The following is a 19545-nucleotide window of genomic DNA, read 5'->3' on the forward strand; positions in this document are numbered from 1 at the left end:
TCCGGCGAGACCATAAATTCGCGAATCTTTTCAATTTCTTGGTCGATGGGCCTCCAACAATTGATGATTTGCGGATGTCATGAGGTATAACACCAGAGAGGGATACATTGATGTTTTACTATACGCCCTTCGTATTCCGGAGGCAACACCTCTGCGACCCCAAAGGACCCCAAATTAGACGAATGAGGATAATTATGGCGTGTTGTGAGAATATTAGGAAGAATATACCATCTACTCTGGGAGACAAGGAATGAGGGGTTAAATCGGCAAAATGCCGATTTAACCCCTCATTCCTTGTCTTTTCTTTATCTGAGGCTGGCGAGCTTAATGGGAATGATGGGGCGCAGGTTAGCCTCAATTTCACTGCGGTGTCCCTCCAGAAATGGCGGAAGAGCCAGCGATTCGCCAAGATGCTCCAGGTCTTCATCTGTTGTGAAGCCGGGCACATCTGTCGCAATCTCAAAGAGGACGCCTCCGGGCTCGCGGAAGTAGATCGAGCGGAAGTAGAAGCGGTCAATGACATTGGTGACGGTGGCGTTCTTCGGCTTGATGCGCTCACGCCATTGGCGATGCTCCTCGGCGTCAGGTGTGCGGAAGGCGACATGGTGGACACCACCGATGCCAGGACGCCCAGTTCTAGCATCTGGTCTCACTTCTAGATGGACTTCTGCTCCTGGACCGCCTGGTCCCACCTCGAAGATATGAACAGTATGACCTGAGTCCGTCTGGTAGGTTCCGCCTTGGCGGAAGCCAAGGGTTTCAGTAAAGAACGTCGTTGATGGTTCGAGATCGCGCTCGACGAGGCGTACAGCATAGAAGCCTTGAATTGCCATCTCGGCGGGTACAGTACTGCCCTGCCAGTAGGTGCTGGTCAGTTTCCCCTCAGCATCGACGAGTTCCAGGCTTTGCCCTTCATGATCCTGGAAGTGCAGGAAAGCTCTCCCGTCGCGCTCTTGAATGCCGTCGTGCTGAACTTTATATTTATCGAGGCGCTGAACCCACCATTCAAGGGCAGCGCGATTGTTGACGCCAAAGGCGATGTTAGAGACAGTTCCTACTCCATCACGATTGAGGTTAGCAGTGGGCCACTCGAAGAAGGTCATGTCGAAGCCTGGTTTCCCAGTCTCATCACCGTAGAAGAGGTGATAGGCGCTGACATCGTCCTGATTGACGGTCCTCTTTACCAGTCGTAGCCCAAGAATATCGGTGTAGAAGGCGACGTTTAGCGAAGCATTTCCCGTAATAGCGGTAATATGATGTAATCCACCTAACTGCATGAGACATATCCTTTCTGTGTCTATTTCAATCTATAGAAACAGTGCTATTGTTTAGCACTAAACTTAAAGCGTAAAAAATTTGACTGCTAGCGTAGCGAATGGTCAAGCTTGCGCAAGAGGCGTTGTAGCTCCATGTTTTCGCTAGCGGTGAGGCCGGTCATAAGACTGGCAATCAGGTCTTCATGCGCTGGAACGACGCGATCGTGAAGCTCGCGCCCCTTTTCGGTCAAGACCAGGATATTACTGCGCTTTTCCTGATAGCGTTTTAGCAGCCCCAGGCTCTCCATACGGTTGAGTAGTAGAGAGACATTACCCTTGGTTACCAGAAGGCTATCGGCAAGTTCTTGCTGTGTCATGCCCTTATGCGCGCCCACGCGAGCCAGCACATCGAACTGCGCGACATTCAAGCCCCAGGTGCGCAGGTGTATGGTCTGAGCACGGTCAATCTTCTGAAAGGTTCGGTAAAGCCGAAGCCATGTCAATATTGAAGATCTTAACATCCTTGTGCCAATATCCTTTCTGTTTGACTATCGACAGTTTAGCACTAAACCATAGGTATGTCAAGGGTTGAATCGGCCCCACTAAGTCAATCTTAGTGGGGCCGATTCTCAGGCTTTCATCGTACGTACGTGCGGATTGAGTGTAGCCGAGAGCGCTATGAGCAGTAGGCCGCCTGTTATGATGAGGATGGTAGGCGTTGTTCCAGCGTTCTGAAGCAGAAATCCAGTTAGAGCCAGGCTGACCGGATTGCCACTAAAGACGATCAACCGATACACGCTATTGATACGACCCTGCAAGGCATCAGGAATGATAGCCATACGCTGGCTGCGCTGCGCGACATCAAAAATGGGAAACAAGAAGAAGAGGAGAGCGAAGGTCGCTTCGAGGAGGGGTAGATTAGGAGCCAGGATGAGTAATGGCGCGATAAGGGCCTGTATCCATAGAGTACTCATAGTGAGCGCGAAGAAGCTCATATGGCGGCGGAGCAGCGGCGTTACCAGTGAACCTAGAACACCAGCGATGCCCGAGATTGCGAACAGGATACCAAGATCGACTGTTGAGGCATGTATACGCTGTCCTAGTACGATACCGATTAATGTTAGACCCCCTGTCATGAGATTCATGCCACACAGCAATAGCGCTAGCGAGCGAATAAAGCGCTGTCTCCATAACCACTGTAATCCCTCTTTAACCTCCATAATCAACGCACGTGAGGTCTTCGCGCGCTCCTGTTGGAATGGCGTTTTGATAAAGAGGAGCGAAATAACGGAGAAGAAATATGAGAAGGTATCGGCGAGAAAGGGGAAGAGTTGACCAACACTATAAAGGAAACCACCTAGTGGTGATCCGAGCAGCATCGCGATATTGAAAGTTGCGATATTCTGGGCGCTGGCTGCTGGCAGCTGCTCCTTTGAGACGACCTGGGGCAAGCTGGAGACTTCTGCGAGGTCGAAGAAGACAAAGAGAATTCCTTCAAGCAGGGATACCAGATATAGTTGGATGATACTCAGATGATGAAAGTACAGGGCCATTGGGATGCTTGCCATACTCAAGAAGCGCCCAAGGTCGCAGAAGATCATTACCTTCTTACGGTCCCAGCGATCCATAAGCGCGCCAGCGGGCAAACTAAGGAGTAGATAGGGAATTGTACGCATTGCCGCAGCGAAGCCTGCTTGCGTTGGTGATTGTGTGAGGGCAAGGATAAGCAGAGGAAAGGCCAGTTGCGACACCTGCGCGCCTGTTTGCGAGACCACCTGACCACTCCAGAGCAGTAGATAGTCTCGATTACGCCACAGAGGAAGGGGCTTATGAACCTCTGATGTTTGTTCGTTGCTGACAGCCTGAGTTTGATTATCTAGCACAATAAATCCTTTTCAACGTTTGAATGGCACAAAAATATACTGATTTTGTTTATGAATGGTTGGTAAGAGAAGGTAGGGCATCCAAAATCAGGCCAGGTATGAAGGCTGATTTTTTTGAGGTTATAGGATGGACGCCGGAGGGGACGTATGGTGACGTCTTAGTAGGAAGCTTCCAGTCTCAACCGGGAAAGGATGCACCAAATTTTTGTGGTTATGATCTGCCGCATAATAGTGCCTCCCTTTCTACTGGCATAGATAATGCTCTGTTATTTTAAGTATAGCATATCAGGTTCTTCATTGCCAAAGATATGTTAATGTTTTTGGTGGGGGGTCAGTCACTGTCTATTTGTTTTCGCGAAAGCGAGCGGAAAGGAATCTATGTATGTCGGAGATTAATTCGGTGGAGGTTCTGCGAGCGCGTGCCCTACGGGATAGCATGAGCCTACAAGAGGCGCTTGAGCTCTGTGATGCTCTTCCAAGTGTCGAGATTGAGACTTTGTTCGGCAGGTGGCATGGAAGCGAAGTTTCTACCCACCATCCAATGGATGGGCTGTTAACGATTTTTGGTTGGTATGGCAAAGAGTTTCTTGATCGCGATCATGTACATCCTCTTTTGTTTTTCGATAGACATAATCGGCTCTTTGCGTTTGATCCCAAGCGATTGCCACTCTCGCTGGGATTCAAATGGCCCTTTTTACGAAATAAATTGGTACGGCAGATATTGCTTCTGTTGCGCTTCATCTTGCAGACCCGCCATGCGAAGGCACGTCTACGGATGGTGGAGTATCGTGGCAAGGTGAGCGCTACTATGCTCTATGACAACGTGCCGATTTGTGATGCCTTTCGTCTTATTGATCAGGATACACTCCTGGGTATTATGGACTTCAAGGGTATGGAGCAGCCCTACTTCTTCAAACTGCATCGCGATAAGTAGTTTCAATCTGCCATTGAGAATTGAGCAAGCGCAAGAGTGTTCGAGGCAGCTTGCTACTATGAAAAGTGGGGTATGTATCTCTGTTCTGAAAGTTTCTCATAGGGAGAGAGGGCTGTGACTGGACCTATCCATGAATTACTCTATCTCATGCTGGTATTGTTGGTTGTAGCAGCCATTCTGACAGTTGTTGCCGCGCGATTACGGATTCCTTACGCGGTTCTGCTGGTAGTAGGTGGAGGGATTATTGGTTTTATCCCGAACCTGCCCTATGTGAGATTGTTGCCAGATGTCATACTGTTGATCTTTCTTCCTCCCCTGATCTATTATGCCGCATGGTTTACGTCATGGCGCAACTTTCGCAAGGAGTGGCGGGCTATCACCTCGCTTGCTATAGGACTGGTGCTGGTGACGGTCGTTAGTGTGGCGGCGATCGCGCACGCGTTTGTGCCTGGCCTGCCGTGGGCTTCGGCGTTTGTGCTGGGGGCGGTGGTTTCGCCAACTGACGCAGTTGCTGCTGAATCCATTATTCAGAGTCTGGGTCTTAATCGACGGATCGCCACTATTATCAGTGGAGAGAGCCTGGTGAATGACGCAACGGCTCTGGTGGCGTATCGCCTCGCGATTGCGGCAGTCTCGGTAGGATCATTCTCCGTGGTGGATGCAGGTGTACAATTCTTGCTAGTGAGCATAGGCGGCACCATGGTGGGACTGGGAATCGCGGTACTGGCGGTCTGGCTTCATCGCTGGGCTAATAATACACTCAGTCAGATCGCGCTCTCGCTGATTACACCTTTTACTATGTATTTGAGTGCTGAAGGTTTGAAGGTATCGGGAGTGATCGCCGTGGTTGCGGGTGGTATGTATCTGGGGAGACATTCGGCTAACTTTTTTACTTCCAATACACGGCTACAATCGGACGCTTTCTGGCACGTTTTTGTCTTTTTACTTAACGTTCTGATCTTCCTTTTGATTGGTGTGCAATTGGGGCATCTCAATCTTGGTGAGCTGTCGCTGTTTGTATTAATTGGATATGCTGCCCTGGTGAGCTTGACTGTCGTTGTTGTGCGTTTTATCTGGGGATTCCTTTTTGGTTCTATATTACGTATTTTAGATAAAATACATGTATTGCAATATCAACAGATGTTACCCTGGCCTGCATTGTTGGTAATTGGTTGGAGCGGGATGCGGGGTGGTATCTCCATGGCGACGGCTCTGGCTATCCCCACGCTTACCGCGTCTGGCATCCCCTTTCCAGGGCGTGATACCATTGTTCTTATTGCCTTTGGAGTCATTTTTTTTACCTTGTTGTTTCAGGGAGTTACCCTTGGTCCTCTGATTCGCTGGCTCAATCTGCACGATGATCCAGCAGGGCAGGAAGAAAGACACCTGGCCTTGCAGGCAGTCACACAGGCGGCTTTGGCTCGCCTGGAGGAGTTAAAACTGGATGGTGAGGCGCCTGAATCGGCCATAGAACGCTTACATACATACTATGAGAAGCGGCTGAATGCATTGATAGAGGATGAAGGGGATGAGCTGGGATCTCAACGAACTCGGCTCGCAAGTTTGCAGCAGTTGACTCATGATATTCATATGTTTGAGCGTCGAGCTCTTATTGACTTGAGGGACAGCGGAACTATCGACGACAATGTATTCCACCAGATTGAGCGCGAACTTGACCTGGAAGATGTGCGCCTGAGAAGGTTATGATTGGCTGTTTATTCAAGTGGGAGTATGAACCAGAAGCATGAACCTTCGCCGGGTGCGCTGCACATACCTACCTGTCCTTGCTGGCGTTCTATGATCGTACGACAAAGGAATAGCCCCAGCCCCAGCCCTACATGTGAGCCATCCTGTACTTGAATTTCTTTCACGCGATAGGATACATCCCAAATGCGTTCCTGCTCGTCAGCTGGAATACCCGTCCCATGATCCTGTACCTGTAGGCGGGCGATGCGCTGACCTTGATTTTCTTCCAGAGTCAGGCAGACCTCGACTTGCTGTTCGAGTGTGGAGAATTTAAGGGCATTGGAAAGAAAGATGTTGATGGCTTGCTCAACGCGTTCTGGATCTGCCTTGATGGGTATCTCTTCTTCAGCTGGTAAGTTAAGATGGATCTGCCGCTCGGGTGTTTGCTGGCGAGCGGTATTCACCACGTTTTGAACGAGGAGCCTGAGATTACAGGAGCGAGCGGAGATGGCGAGCTTCCCCGACTGGATACGTGATACATCGAGCAGGTCACTTATCATGCGATCCTGCATGTCCACGCGGTACACGATATAGTCAAGTGGCTGTTGCAGGCGTTCGAGATCGGTCATGAGCGCCTCTTTATCGATGGGCTCCTGCCGCACGGTAGTGCGCTGGATTTTCGCCAATCGGCGTAGGGCAAGTTGAGCGTTGCCCTTGATGGTGGTAAGTGGGGTGCGTAATTCATGACCTGCTGTACTAATAAAAGATTCAAAGCGCTCGCGTGTCTCCTGTAGAGCACGCTCAAGGGTTTGCAGCGCTATCTCTTCGGATGCCCCATTCTGTGCTGGCTCTTGTTCGATGGCTTGCACTAGGGTTTTGGTGCCAGTACGTCTTTTATGGGAACTACCCATAGTATCCTCGCATTCGTTTATGGTATGTCTGCTTGCAAATGCTCTCTCTCAGGGGGCGTCCCTCGGGCGAGAAGTGGGCAGACAGAAGGATCATCTGACGATATCAACAAAGGTCTTACTTGAAAACTAATGCCACTGAGAGCGGCTAGCGCTGACCCCATGCAGGGGCACGGCGCGCTAGGGTTTCCGTATAAGAAGTAATTTTCATTTAAGTGTATAGAATGGCACGAATACTCTTATGGAAAGGTTACGAAGGCGCTAGAGAGCTATAGTTAGTGCACTCACCATAGCTCTCTGGCAAGCATATTATTGATTTTCGCGTAAACGAATGGGGGCATCACCAGAAAGCTGTGCCGCTGGCTGCTGATTAATTTGTTTGATTGTTGAAATATCAAACTTCGATTCGCGCTGTTCGGTCAAGAGTCCGTTGCGTTCCTGTTCTGTATCAGTGAACTGGGTGTAGCAGAAGCCCGCGATAGCCGGGCTGGTCAGGACCGAGTTAATCAGTTCTCGATACTTTGCTAGATATGCCTCTCTGGTCGTCACCGTACCATAGCCGTACCAGGCTTCACCCTCCTGGGGTCTGTAGCTGATGCCACCGAATTCCGTGAGCATGATGGGGGCATCGGAGTTTCGCTCATTGGCGAAGAGGAGCACGCGATTTCCAGGTTGGTCGCTGGCGAATGTATTATCTATAGCTTCCTCGTCGCCGTACCGTTTCTGGAGAGTCTCGCCGAAGAAGGCGTAATCGTGGATGCCAAGGATATCGCTCTCGACATGTTCCCAGCCCTCATTGCCCATAACTGGACGCGTAGGATCTAGGGCACGCGTGAGGTGATAGAGACCCTGAGAGAAGTGGCGCTGTGCTGGATCGTTGAGGAGGTTCGGAACGCCCCAACTCTCATTAATAGGCACCCAGGCCACAATGCAGGGATGGCTATAGTCGCGTTCTACTGCTTCCAACCATTCATGTGTCAGGCGAAGCTGTGATTCGCGTGTGAAAGTGTATGCATTGGCAATCTCGCCCCAGACGATAATACCCAATCGGTCACACCAGCAAAGGAAGCGTGGGTCCTCGATCTTTTGGTGGATGCGTACACCATTGAAGCCAAGCTCTTTGACCAGTTCCGCCTCGCGTCGAAGTGCTTCCTGGCTGGGAGAGGCCAGATGGGATTGAGGCCAGTAGCCCTGCTGTAGAACCAGGCGTAGATAGTAGGGATGACCATTGAGCAGGAAGCGACCGTTCTGCGTGCCAATTCCGCGTATTCCTGCGTAGCTCTGAACCTGATCCACAATCTTGTCGTCTTCTAGTAATGTGATTGTGGCGTCGAGCAGATTGGGATGCTCAGGGGACCAGAGGAGGTCGCCACGCTCGATATTCGCGAAGGCGAGCGATAAGTCGCGCTTGAGTGTTTGACCCTGTAAGAGATAGGTATCGTCTAACAGTAATTCTCCGCGTAAAAAGAGTTGTGTACGTACACGTAGAGGTGTTTTCGTATGACTCTGGATAGTAATTTCCTGGGTGAGTGTGTTTTGGCTCAAATTAGGAGTCCAGCGTACGTTCGTGATGTAATCCTGTGAGACTGGCTCAAGCCAGACCTGCTGCCAGATACCACTGGTACGTTTGTACCAGATATCATGCGTCTGTTCTAACCAGTCTTGCTTGCCACGAGGTTGCGCGAGATCTTTAGGTTGATCTTCGGCGCGCACCACGATGGTTTGCTTGCCTTCTTTTTGAATGACCGAGGTGATGTCCGCGCTGAAAGGAGTATGCCCGCCTTCATGGGTCGCGACAAGCTGACCATTGACCCAGATTTGAGCGCTGTAATCGACTGCTCCGAAGTGCAGAATGAGTCGCTTGCCATTATAGGCAGCGGGTAAGTTAAGGGTGCGCCGATACCAGAGATAGGGATGGTAGCCTGTATCCGCTATGCCACTTGCCTGAGATTCGGGCGGGAAAGGCACTTGAATGGTTTTATTATAGATATCTTCGCGAAGCTGCCAGCATTTATCAAGGCCCTCGTTCTGGTCATCATAGGCGAAATCCCATGGCCCGTTCAGATCGAGCCACTGTCCGCGTGCCAGTTGTGGGCGTGGATGGATGTTTTCGTTCATGCGTGAAATGTGTTGATCCTCTCTTGCTTTGTAAGCAATCTTGTGTCAAGTAATTACAACGTTGTAAAAGTTGACTTTGCCCTCATGTTATACCACTTATTGATTAGCTGGTGTTTGCGAAGAGCTTTTAAATCTGGTATTGTCTGAGCGCTTGTAATAACTTTGTGATGTATGTGTGTGTGTATGGAGCAAGGTCATGCTCGTCAAATGTTATGAGCTGACCTGAGGAGAATGAGCGCACGCAACTAAGCCCATTGATGCGAGGTTTCTCGCCGCTCAATAAAGCTGTCAGGGTGTTGATCTCGACTGAGACGACGTCGGCAACCTCCTCTTCTTGCAGAACGAAGCCAGGGATCGGAGCTTGATAGTGGTAGAGATAGATATGGCAAAATTCTCGGTCGATAAAACCTTCCATCTCAAATGAGACAGGGATAATGTCCACTGGTAGCAAATCATCGTAGTTCACAACCACGCCCAATTCTTCCGTGATCTCGCGAATGCCATCAGCCGGGGTTTCGCCCGCGAGCAAGTGTCCAGCGGCAGTGATATCGAGTTTGAGGGGGTAGTCTTTCTTGCTGGCTGCTCGCAACTGAAATAAGAGGTATATCTTATCAGCTTCGCGGCGGAAGAACCAGCAATGAAAGGTTTCATGCCAGTAGCCATGCGTGTGTACCTCGGCGCGAGAGCGTGTGCCCAATATTTGCCTTTCTTCATTGAATATTGTCAGTAACTCTTGATCCATATCTTACTTTCCCAAATGCTTTCTGCTTGAATTCTAACTATCTAGTGGCGTCGCACAGTGGTGACTATCATATTCTAGCGGATGTGGCTCCATTTGACACTTCACAGAGCATTGGCATAAGTAGAAAGATCTTAAGCAAGCAAATGGAGGTGTGGTAGATTGAGAAGGTTAGCCTCTGGGTTGGTGGAAATATTTAAAAGGAAGGGTGACGTGTAGGCGCAGGGCATAAGAACAGCTAGTGCCCACAATATCAGTTCTTATGTTATTTCCCTTCGCTCAACACACCACATCTATATAATCGTTTGTCTTTGCATTTTGTTACATTCTTGATGCCTAAATCTTGAACGTGGCGGAATCCAATAGAGAGGATGTTGCGCAGTTGCGATACAATGAGCCTGAGATTTCTATAAGGAACAACGCCGTCGTGTGTCATGATGAGCTATGATGTGCTGAGGTTTTGTATTGGAAGTGAATCTGTTATGACGAAGGGGAATTTATGGAGTTGGGAAAAGGAAACCGAAGCGTTACCAGTGTTGACGTTGCAAGGAAGGCTGGCGTATCACAATCGGCGGTATCACTCGTCTTCGCAGGTAAAGCTGAGGGGCGTGTTTCAGCGCAGACTCAGCGTGAGATTTTGCGTGTTGCGCAGGAGTTGGGCTATCGACCTAATACAGTTGCGCGTATGCTACGCCTGGGGCACACCAACATTATTGCCCTGGTCATTCCCGATGTGAGTAATCCCTTCTTTGCTGCTGTTCTCAAGGGAGCGGAGCAGGCCGCGCGCCAGCAGAATTACGCCGTTGTATTGGTCAACATAGAGGATGATTTGAGCTGGCAGGGAGTTGTGATGGATGCATTGACTGCACACTCCATTGGAGGATTTGTATTATGTTCGGTACGTCCTTCCGAGGATGTTGACCTCACGCTATTACGATATCGGGCTGTAATGGTTGATGTAACGCATCCTGAAATCTCATCCATGCTTCTGGATATTGTTGGCGGAACGCGGGCAGCAATGCGCCACTTGCTTGGCCTGGGTCACCGTAAGATCGCGCATCTGGCAACAACAGTTGACGCCGAGACTTTTCATCAGCGGCGAGATACGTATAAGCAGGAATTGTTGGGTGCGGGCCTGTTGGTAAGAGATGATTATACAGCATACGCGGCGCTGGAGTCTGGTGCTGCTCAACGGGCGGCACGAACTCTGCTTCAGGTCGCAGATCCGCCCACGGCCATTTTCTGTGACGATGATATTCTGGCGATAGGTGCGTATAAGGCAGCCCAGGAAGCCGGGTTAAAGATACCGGACGATCTTTCTGTGGTTGGATTTGACGATGGCCTTATTGCTCAGACACTCACACCCGCTCTCACAACCGTAGCGGTTCCAGCAACCGCGCTTGGTCGGCGTGCAACTGAGATACTCCTGGCGGACTTCCAGATTCCCCATGAGCCTCATCGTGAAGTTATGCCCCTTGAACTTCGAGTACGCTCATCGACCGCTGCCCCACGAAACTCTACCGCGATGTGAAGTTCATCTTCACTGTAGAGCATCAATTCAAATCAAGAGCATGAATTTTCGGAAAAGCGTCAGAGGAATTCATGGAAGAATTTCCGTGGATTCGAGGTAAACGCCTGTATGTCCATGTTACAAGTTCAACCCCTGCACCTGCATTTTTAATCTTCATGGCGCAAATTCTGTTTTTTATTACAGAATATTCATAATTATGAACATTGTAAGACAAAATCAGCTTTTCTTATAGGAGATTTTGACACGATAAGAGCTTTTGATGTTAAACAGGAAATACACTTGAAGAGCAATTCAATTAAAGGTACCTTTTTGCTATTTTTGTAAGAGATGGGAAACAGTTTTTGGCATTTCATAAAGTGTTTAAATGAAATTTTTTACAGGTGGTTGTATTGGTCTGGATAGAGCTCAATGGGGTGTAGCAATATAGGTGAAATGGCTTGTAGAGAGGATTGATAAGGTTATAGATTATGCGATATTGCTATCAAATAGTTTGTTTTTATTTTCTTAAAGTGCTCTGAATGAATAGTGGTCACGCTGAATTCATCAATGTTTAATGGACTTATACATACAAATGTGTTACATTCTGTGCAAATAAGTTAGTTGGCATGCTGTGGCTCAGCATTTGCCAACGCCGCTAGCATGGCGGCTAACAATGATAGAACTTACTCATCGTAGGCGAGACTGGAAAAGTGCCTATCGAAGAGCTAGCCTCAATACTATTGATGTCTGTTCAGGGGAAGCAGGCAGCATTAGACACTTTGCTGTCAGGAAACATATCTGTGGTACAGACTGGTTTGTAGTGATGAAAAGTTTGGGTTTGAGGGTTTGGTATGGGTAAGGAACATTTTGACGCAAGCGTTGGCCTGGGTTTTAGTCTTACGCTCTTTGAGAGATATCGAAAAAACGGCCTCCTTCAGGCAGAGCTTACACATGTGCCGGGTATACGCGGTCGTTGTAAGGGTTTTTTGCAGTTGGTTGAAGGCAAAGTTACTACTTGCTATGTTGAAGATAAGGATGGTCGACGCCACCAGATTTCGCCTAGTGTTCTTGTTGCAGTGGACAATGAGCGAGGCCCTTTTGATTGGCATTTGATGGCCCTTCCTACGCCCCCATCACCGGCGTTGCGGCCCGATACCTTCGTTCATGTGGAGGAGAGTACGCCTATTCCGCGGATCATAGCGCCATTAGATATTGATTTATTGCGGGGTTGGACCTCCAGACAGAAATTGATGCTATCGACAGTATATGAAACGATCAATGGTATGAAGGATATCGAGACTATCAAAAAAGAGGTTCCGCTTGCGCCTAATGTCACTGAGGAGGCCATACGTATTTTGCTTTCACTGCAAGTTGTGAGTATTGATTAACGTATATTTCTTAGAATGAAGGGGACGAGGTTGTACATGCAACCTCGTCCCCTTCATTCTCATGGAGGCAATGGAATGGTCTTCATAATGCTAAATAAGGCGAAAAAGTCATGCGCATGACTTTTTCGCCTTATTTATATTCCGCTACTAATATTGTTTATCTACGGGGAGTGGCCTTATAGAGAGGGTTGGAGCTATTGAGTCCAGGGAAGGGACGGGTGCCCCCACCGTCCTGGGATGAGCGTTGTGAGGGTAGTGGTGGTGGTGGAAGCTGCGCGCGGTTGATGGTCTGACCCTGAAGCGCGGCGATCAACGGATCGAGCTTCGTATGACCCAGAGTCAGATTAGGGGCCTGGTGATGTGCCTCTGCCTGTTGAATGGTCCCGACATAGTGTCCGATTGCTTGCTCCACCATTTGCAGTTCCTTTTCGGCCTGTGATGCTCTCTGGAGCCTTACCAGGAGCACATTCAGCGCGCGAGCGATCTGCCAGAGCATATTGTCCTTATTGAGAGGGGCGCGAGCGCTCAGATTACCATTAGCAACGGCGACATGGGTGCTAAGGATTTGCTGAATACCCTCTTCAAGCTCCTGCTTCTGGTCAGCTAGTTCATGTTCCAGAGTCGCGATCATCTCAGCCTGACCAGCGCGTTTGATCGCGTTTGTCATTGTGGTTGCCAGGATATAGGCTACCCCTGCGACAAGCAGGAGAGTGCCTATGGGGCGAGCTACGATAATCAAGAAACGTTCGTGTAAATCGTTTTGTAGGACCACAGTATGGGGCATATAGAGCAAGGTGCCCAGAATGCAGCCAACGCTGGCTACGAAAACGATAAAGACGCTTCGTGTCGGTAACAGCGAGACCGCCAGCAATTCTACGATCACATACATATCGTAGCCCTGTAACGTTGTCTCATCAAAAGGGACAGTTGAAAAGAGAGCCACTGTGAGAGCAATGAAGCCAGCGACATTTACCAGAATACCAGCCGCGAGTGTCTGTCCCTGACGATTTAGTATTAGCGCGATGACACAGGAGATAGCCAATCCCAGATCGAGCCAGAAGTATGATGGATAAGGCGCGAAGTAGCAGGCTGGTAAGAGAAAGACAACCATAATGGTGAAGAAGAAGAGTATGTTGCTGCTCATTTGAGACTTGCGCGCCGTTTCGCGCTGGGCAAAGTCTGCATTGGATCTAGATTCTGGAATGGCGGTAAGTTCGTTCCAGCGTTGGATCAAACCGTTTCCTTGCCGCTTCTGAGGTTCCATCAGGTCCGAAGGCGACCAACGATTGCGAGCTGACGAACTCTTAGTGGTGATCGACACGACAACCTCCTCGTCGTTGCATACATGCCTGAAAAGAAGCACAAAAGTCTCCTCAAAACATGTAGTATGTTACCCTACCAACAAAAAAGTATTTGAAATGTTTTGGCGTGAGAAGTTTATTTCTCCTGTATGATATGTTATGATTACCTAAATCTATTGTATGTACACAGTAACACACATGCATGCATTTAGCTATAAAAATATCGTAAAAATAACATTACATTTCATTCATGTTGTGTAGTGCATAGTAGTGCATTTGTCTTGTAGAAATGGTAGTTGTCAAGTGGATTTGCAGAATTTGGGAGGTAGAAGAGAGTGAGCACTATTTCGGCCAGGAAAAGCGAAGACTCTATTGCCATTGTGGGTATAGGCTGTCGTTTTCCGGGCGCGCCTAATCCTCGCGCGTTCTGGGAAATGATGTGTAATGGTACCGATGCGATCACCAAAGTGCCGGCTGATAGGTATGATGTTGACGCGGTCTATGATCCACGCCCTGCTACTCCAGGCAAGGTAATGAGCCGTTTTGGCGGCTTTCTCGATCACGTAGACCAGTTTGACGCGTCTTTTTTTGGCCTCTCGCCACGAGAAGCTTCGCGTATGGATCCACAGCATCGCCTCTTGCTTGAAGTGGCCTGGGAGGCTATTGAGGATGCTGGCCTGGTCGTGGATCGGCTCTCAAGTGAGGTCGCTGGTGTATTTATCGGTGTGATTACCGGTGATTATTGGGATCGGCAATTCCATAATCCGGCTGATCTAGATGTTTATAGTACGGCTGGTAGCGCGCGTAGTGGCGCGGCGGGTCGCATATCGTATGCGCTTGGTCTCAAGGGCGTGAGCGTAGCGGTAGATGCTGCTTGTTCTTCCTCACTGGTGGCGGTCCATCTGGCATGTCAAAGCTTGCGTACGGGTTCGTGTTCGATGGCGCTGGCGGGTGGCGTGAATATTATTCTCAATCCTGATCATACGATTGGCTTCTCGCAGGGGCGCATGATGGCTGCGGATGGACATTGTAAAACTTTTGATGCGCGTGCCGATGGTTACGTGCGGAGTGAGGGCGCTGGTGTGGTTGTGCTGAAGTCACTCACGCGTGCGCTTGCCGATGGCGATCCTATCTACGCGGTGATCCGTGGCAGTTCATCTAATAATGATGGGCATTGTGATCTCTTTATGGCTCCAAGTGTTGAGGGGCAGAAGGCTGGCCTGGTGCTGGCCTATCAGGATGCCGGTATTGATCCACGTCGCGTGCAATATGTGGAGGCTCATGGTACTGGTACGCTGGCAGGTGATCCTGTCGAGATTAATGCCCTGGGAGGTGTACTCTGCGCTGGTCGTACGCGTGAGCACACGCTGCTGGTGGGTTCTGTAAAGACGAATATTGGTCATACCGAGGGAGCCGCTGGGCTTGCGGGCTTGATTAAGGTCGCGCTCAGCCTCAAGTACGGCATGATTCCGCCGAACCTGCATTTTCATGAGCCTAGCCCGCGTATTCCCTGGGACGAGTATGCGCTATCGATTCCAACTAGTCTACAACACTGGCCGGAGTGCGAAGGTCCGCGCCTGGCTGGTGTGAGTAGTTTTGGTATCGCGGGTACCAATGCCCATGTGGTTGTGGAGGAAGCTCCGCGCCAGTCAGGTGTGCGTCGAGAAGCCGAGCCAGGTGCTATGCATCTGTTCCCTCTCTCCGCCCGTTCGCCAGAGGCTTTGAAGGAACTGGCTGCGAGCTACCTGCGTCATCTAGAAGATGAGCACCATTTCGATCAGGAGCTACGCGATCTCTGTTATAGCACCAGCTTGCGCCGCGCGCGTTTTGAGCATAGATTGGCTCTTGTCGGTCGTTCACGTGAAGATGTGTGTGCTGGCCTGCGTACCTATTTGCGTGGTGAGACTAGTTCACATGTAGCTTATGGCAGAAAGAGCGAGCAGGCGCGACGGATTGCCTGGATTTTTCCGGGACAGGGATCACAATGGTTGGGTATGGGACGTGAGCTGCTAGTAAGCGAACCAGTCTTCCGTGCCGCCATTGAGGAGTGCGACGCGGCGATCTATAAGCATACGGACTGGTCGCTCTTGCAGGAACTTCAGGCAGATGAAGCCCACTCTCATCTGAACGACATCAATGTTGTTCAGCCAACGCTGTTTGCCATTGAGGTTGCTCTGGCAGCTCTCTGGCGTTCGTGGGGCATCAAGCCCGATGTTGTGGTAGGTCATTCAATGGGTGAGGTTGCAGCCGCTTATGTGGCCGGGGTATTGAGCCTGGAGGATGCGGCCTGGATTATCTGTGCGCGTAGTCGACTCCTCTTGAATGTGAGCGGCAAAGGGGCTATGGCTGTTGTCGAACTCTCGACTGCACAGGCTGAAGCGCTGATACGCGATTATCAGGGCCGCGTCTCTGTGGCAGTGAATAATAGTCCACACTCAACGGTCATCTCGGGCGAACCAGAGGCGCTGAACGAAATACTCGTGCTGCTTGAGCAGAATGGCATCTTTGGGCGTCTTGTGCGGGTAGATATCGCCTCGCATAGCCCGCAAATGGACCCACTGCATGATGATCTTCTTGCCCTTATGGAGCGGATTCAGCCGCGTCAGGTACGTGTCCCGATGCTTTCAACCGTCACCAACTCCTATGCGGATGGTCGCGAGTTGATGGCTGAGTACTGGGTCAAAAATCTGCGTGAGCCAGTGCTCTTTCTAGATGCTACTCGCACACTCTCAGATGAGGGTATTGATATATTCATGGAAATGAGCCCTCATCCTGTGCTGGTTGGTGCGCTCAGGCAGACACTACAGGAGGATGGTCGCATAGGGGTGACGCTGGGCTCGCTCCGGCGCGAAGAGGATGAGTCTTCAGCGCTCTTCAACACGCTTGGTGTGCTCTTTACTGCTGGTCTTGAGCCGGATTGGCGTGTGCTCCTCCAGGGCAATGAGAGATATGTCCAATTGCCTACCTATCCCTGGCAGCGCCAACGCCACTGGAATGTGAGCCTTGAGCGCGCGCATGCCCTGGCCTCACCATCGCGTTTGCTTCAGCATGCCGACGGTTTGGAGGCACACGCTATGCTTGGGTTGAGTACGCAATCAGCGCTCCATCCCTCTACCCATTTCTGGACTACAAGCGTAGATACACGGCTCTTTTCTTACCTGAGTGAGCATTGTGTCTATGATGTGCCGGTTCTGCCGGGAGCATCCTATGTCGAACTGGCTCTGGCTGCGGCAAGCGAGGTATTTGGGACACATCACTTTGTGGTCTCTGATCTGGAACTCACAAAGACGCTCTTCTTCCCACCGGGAGGAGCTACGCAGACACTTCAGTTAATCATGACACCTGAGCCTGACATCGAGCATATGACTCTGCGCTTCTTCAGTGCGCCGCTTGGGCAGGAGAAGCAGAGTGGTGCCTGGATTCAGCATGCCAGCGTGAGAATTCAGCGTATTGGGGAAGCATTGAAGCCAGAGCAGATAGCTCATCCTGTGTTCGCCGAGGTAGCAGATTCATGGGAACTGGCGTTAGAGGCTTCCGCTTATTATGCTGGTCTGCGTGCTAGAGGTATTCAACATGGCCCACTCTTCCAGGGGATCACGCATGTCTGGCGGCGGGCAGGTGAGGTTGTGGCGCGCCTGACGATTCCGGATGATGTGGCTTCTAATATGCATGGTTATCAGGTACACCCGGCTCTCATGGATGCTTTCTGGCAGGGCATTACGCCTTTCCTACCGGAAGAGAATGATGATAGCTATGTGCCAGTTGGCGTGAGGCGGGTGAAGTATCATCAGAAACCTATGCCCGGAGCGACACTGTGGACGCATGCTCTGGTAAATCCTCAGACGTCTGATGCTCCCGGAATACTTGAGGGCGATCTCTTCCTGCTTGATGAGGATGGTCAGGTTATGCTTGAGGTGCTGGGCTTACGCCTGCAATCGCTTGAGAGCGGCACACATGATATGCTACGTCAGCGCCTCAATCAGTTGCTCTACGCGGTTGACTGGGAGCGCCAGGATCTCGGCGAAATAGCCTCACCCTCTCCAACGCGTCGGAAATGGCTACTTTTGAGTGAGCCGAGGGGTCTGGGTCCCTGGCTCGCCGAACAACTGCGGACCTCCGGCGATACCGTTGTTAACGTAATGCCAGGATTGGCTTATAGCCGCCTCGCGGAGCGGGATTTTGTGCTTCACCCTGGCTCGCCACAGGATTTTCAACAACTCTTGAGTGAACTTGCTAGTATTGGTGATGCTTCCGAATCCTGGGGAGTTGTCTATCTCTGGGGGATGGCTACGACATTTACTAGTGAGAGCACAACGCGCACGTTGAGCGATAATCTTGAACTAGTGGGCGTAGGCGCGCTCCATATGTTCCAGGCTGTGGCGGCGCTCAAGTCTGAGCCAGCACCGCGCGTCTGGCTGGTTACTAATGGTGTGCAGAGTATCGAGGAGCATGATCGAACCCTTGCGTTATCACAGGCTCAACTATGGGGCCTTGGGCGCGTCGCGGTTTATGAATATCAAGATTTGCATTGCTCGCTGATTGACCTGGAGACCGCGCCAACTACACGCGGAATTGAGGCCCTGGCACGTGAAATCCGTGCTGACAATATTGCCGATGAAGTCGCGCTACGTGGCGATAGGCGTTATGTGGCACGACTTGCGCATCAGGTATTGCCGGAGGAAGAGGTATTGGGTCAACAACCACTCTTCCGTGAGGATGGAACCTACCTGCTCACGGGTGGATTGGGAGGAGTAGGTCTGCGCACTGCGCAATGGATGGTGGATGAAGGAGCGCGCTCAATTGTGTTGCTCGGCAGGCGCGGCGCGAGCCCGGAAGCACAGCAAGCCATTGATGTCATGTGCTCGACAGGTGTTGATGTGCGTGTGATGCAAGCCGATGTTGCCTGTGAGGAACAACTGGCGTCTGTATTGGCAGAGATTCGCCAAAAGATGCCACCCTTGCGAGGCATCTTCCATTCAGCGGTCGTCTTGGATGATGGAACGCTCTCTCAACTTGACCGCGAGCGCTTCCTGAGCGTGATGCCGCCTAAGGTAGATGGGGCGTGGAATTTGCATCGCCTGACACTTACTGATTCGTTGGACTACTTTGTACTCTTCTCCTCGGCGGCGTCCTTGATTGGTTCTCCTGGGCAGGGCAACTATGCTGCCGCGAACGCTTTCATGGATATGTTGGCCTTTTATCGTCAGCAGCAAGAATACCCCGCGCTCTGTATCAACTGGGGCCGCTGGGGAGAGGTTGGGCAGGCTATGAAAGGAGATCGAGGTGAGCGTCTAGATGCGCGAGGTTTTGCGAGTATGAAGCCAAAGGATGGCCTGGCAATTCTGGGAAGCCTTTTGCGGCAGAGCCCGACTCAGATAGGTGTCATGTCGTTTAATCTGCCTAGTTGGAGCCAGTTCTATCCTAATCTCAAAGATTCATCACTTTTCGCTCGGTTGTTTGCTGAAGTTGAGATTCATGAGGAGAGCGAGGCGCGAGCATTCCGCCTCACGCGGGATATGCTCGCTGAGATGGATATTGATGAACGCCCTTCAGCCCTCTCGCGCTACCTGGGCGACCAGATCGCGCGTGTTCTGGGCCATACTTCATTGTCACTTGAGGCTGACCAGCCCCTCAATCGCCTCGGCATTGATTCGCTAATGGCCGTCGAGCTTAAGAATCGCATTGTTGCCGATCTAGGTGTGACGATACCTGTGTCTACTTTCTTACAAAGTGTTCCCTTTAAGTACCTTATCACATCTGTTGATGAGCAACTTTAAGGTATAAGTCTGGTAATCAGGCATGGTCAGCCTCGCAGTCTTTGA

Annotated in this window: 12 protein-coding genes; 5 read left to right on the forward strand and 7 right to left on the reverse strand. The window is 50.6% G+C overall.

The features are described from left to right. Window positions 1-305 precede the first annotated feature (305 nt). From K3T82_RS23265 to K3T82_RS23275, 3 genes are all read right to left on the reverse strand, one after another. The gene (locus tag K3T82_RS23265) at window positions 306-1277 is read right to left on the reverse strand and encodes a ring-cleaving dioxygenase (protein ID WP_220195944.1); all 972 of its coding nucleotides are present in this window, start codon (window positions 1275-1277) and stop codon (window positions 306-308) included. Window positions 1278-1363: 86 nt separating this feature from the next. Next, the gene (locus K3T82_RS23270) at window positions 1364-1777 is read right to left on the reverse strand and encodes a MarR family winged helix-turn-helix transcriptional regulator (protein ID WP_220195945.1); all 414 of its coding nucleotides are present in this window, start codon (window positions 1775-1777) and stop codon (window positions 1364-1366) included. Between the two features lie 108 nt (window positions 1778-1885). Further along, entirely contained in the window at window positions 1886-3139 is a 1254-nt protein-coding gene (locus K3T82_RS23275) for an MFS transporter (RefSeq protein ID WP_220195946.1), read from the reverse strand. A gap of 382 nt (window positions 3140-3521) precedes the next feature. Here K3T82_RS23275 and K3T82_RS23280 point away from each other — a divergent pair, with 382 nt between their 5' ends. Both K3T82_RS23280 and K3T82_RS23285 read left to right on the forward strand, forming a co-directional pair. Further along, entirely contained in the window at window positions 3522-4073 is a 552-nt protein-coding gene (locus K3T82_RS23280; protein WP_220195947.1) for a DUF4334 domain-containing protein, read from the forward strand. Window positions 4074-4187: 114 nt separating this feature from the next. Further along, window positions 4188-5780: a Na+/H+ antiporter gene (locus K3T82_RS23285; protein ID WP_220195948.1), complete on the forward strand. Its 1593-nt coding sequence runs from the start codon at window positions 4188-4190 to the stop codon at window positions 5778-5780. Between the two features lie 8 nt (window positions 5781-5788). Here the strand turns inward: K3T82_RS23285 and K3T82_RS23290 are convergent, their stop codons facing one another. The 3 genes from K3T82_RS23290 to K3T82_RS23300 form a co-directional block, all read right to left on the reverse strand. After that, a complete protein-coding gene (locus tag K3T82_RS23290) occupies window positions 5789-6670 on the reverse strand; it encodes a sensor histidine kinase (protein WP_220195949.1) in 882 nt (293 codons plus the stop codon). Between the two features lie 306 nt (window positions 6671-6976). After that, the gene (locus K3T82_RS23295; RefSeq protein WP_220195950.1) at window positions 6977-8785 is read right to left on the reverse strand and encodes a glycoside hydrolase family 2 protein; all 1809 of its coding nucleotides are present in this window, start codon (window positions 8783-8785) and stop codon (window positions 6977-6979) included. A gap of 127 nt (window positions 8786-8912) precedes the next feature. Next, the gene (locus K3T82_RS23300; RefSeq protein WP_220195951.1) at window positions 8913-9527 is read right to left on the reverse strand and encodes an NUDIX hydrolase; all 615 of its coding nucleotides are present in this window, start codon (window positions 9525-9527) and stop codon (window positions 8913-8915) included. A gap of 496 nt (window positions 9528-10023) precedes the next feature. On the opposite strand from K3T82_RS23300, the gene K3T82_RS23305 reads away from it, so the two are divergent. Then, entirely contained in the window at window positions 10024-11055 is a 1032-nt protein-coding gene (locus K3T82_RS23305; protein WP_220195952.1) for a LacI family DNA-binding transcriptional regulator, read from the forward strand. Between the two features lie 830 nt (window positions 11056-11885). After that, window positions 11886-12422, forward strand: coding sequence for a hypothetical protein (locus tag K3T82_RS23310; RefSeq protein ID WP_220195953.1), 537 nt, complete (start codon window positions 11886-11888; stop codon window positions 12420-12422). Between the two features lie 157 nt (window positions 12423-12579). Here the strand turns inward: K3T82_RS23310 and K3T82_RS23315 are convergent, their stop codons facing one another. Further along, window positions 12580-13743 (reverse strand): hypothetical protein, encoded by a 1164-nt coding sequence (locus K3T82_RS23315; protein ID WP_220195954.1) that lies wholly within the window; start codon window positions 13741-13743, stop codon window positions 12580-12582. A 315-nt stretch (window positions 13744-14058) separates the two neighbouring features. Here K3T82_RS23315 and K3T82_RS23320 point away from each other — a divergent pair, with 315 nt between their 5' ends. Next, window positions 14059-19500 carry a type I polyketide synthase gene (locus K3T82_RS23320; protein WP_236031460.1) on the forward strand — a complete coding sequence of 1814 codons (5442 nt, stop codon included), beginning with the start codon at window positions 14059-14061 and terminating at the stop codon, window positions 19498-19500. Window positions 19501-19545 lie beyond the last annotated feature (45 nt).

The organism is Ktedonospora formicarum (assembly GCF_016587355.1).
GTDB classification, from domain to species: domain Bacteria; phylum Chloroflexota; class Ktedonobacteria; order Ktedonobacterales; family Ktedonobacteraceae; genus Ktedonobacter; species Ktedonobacter formicarum.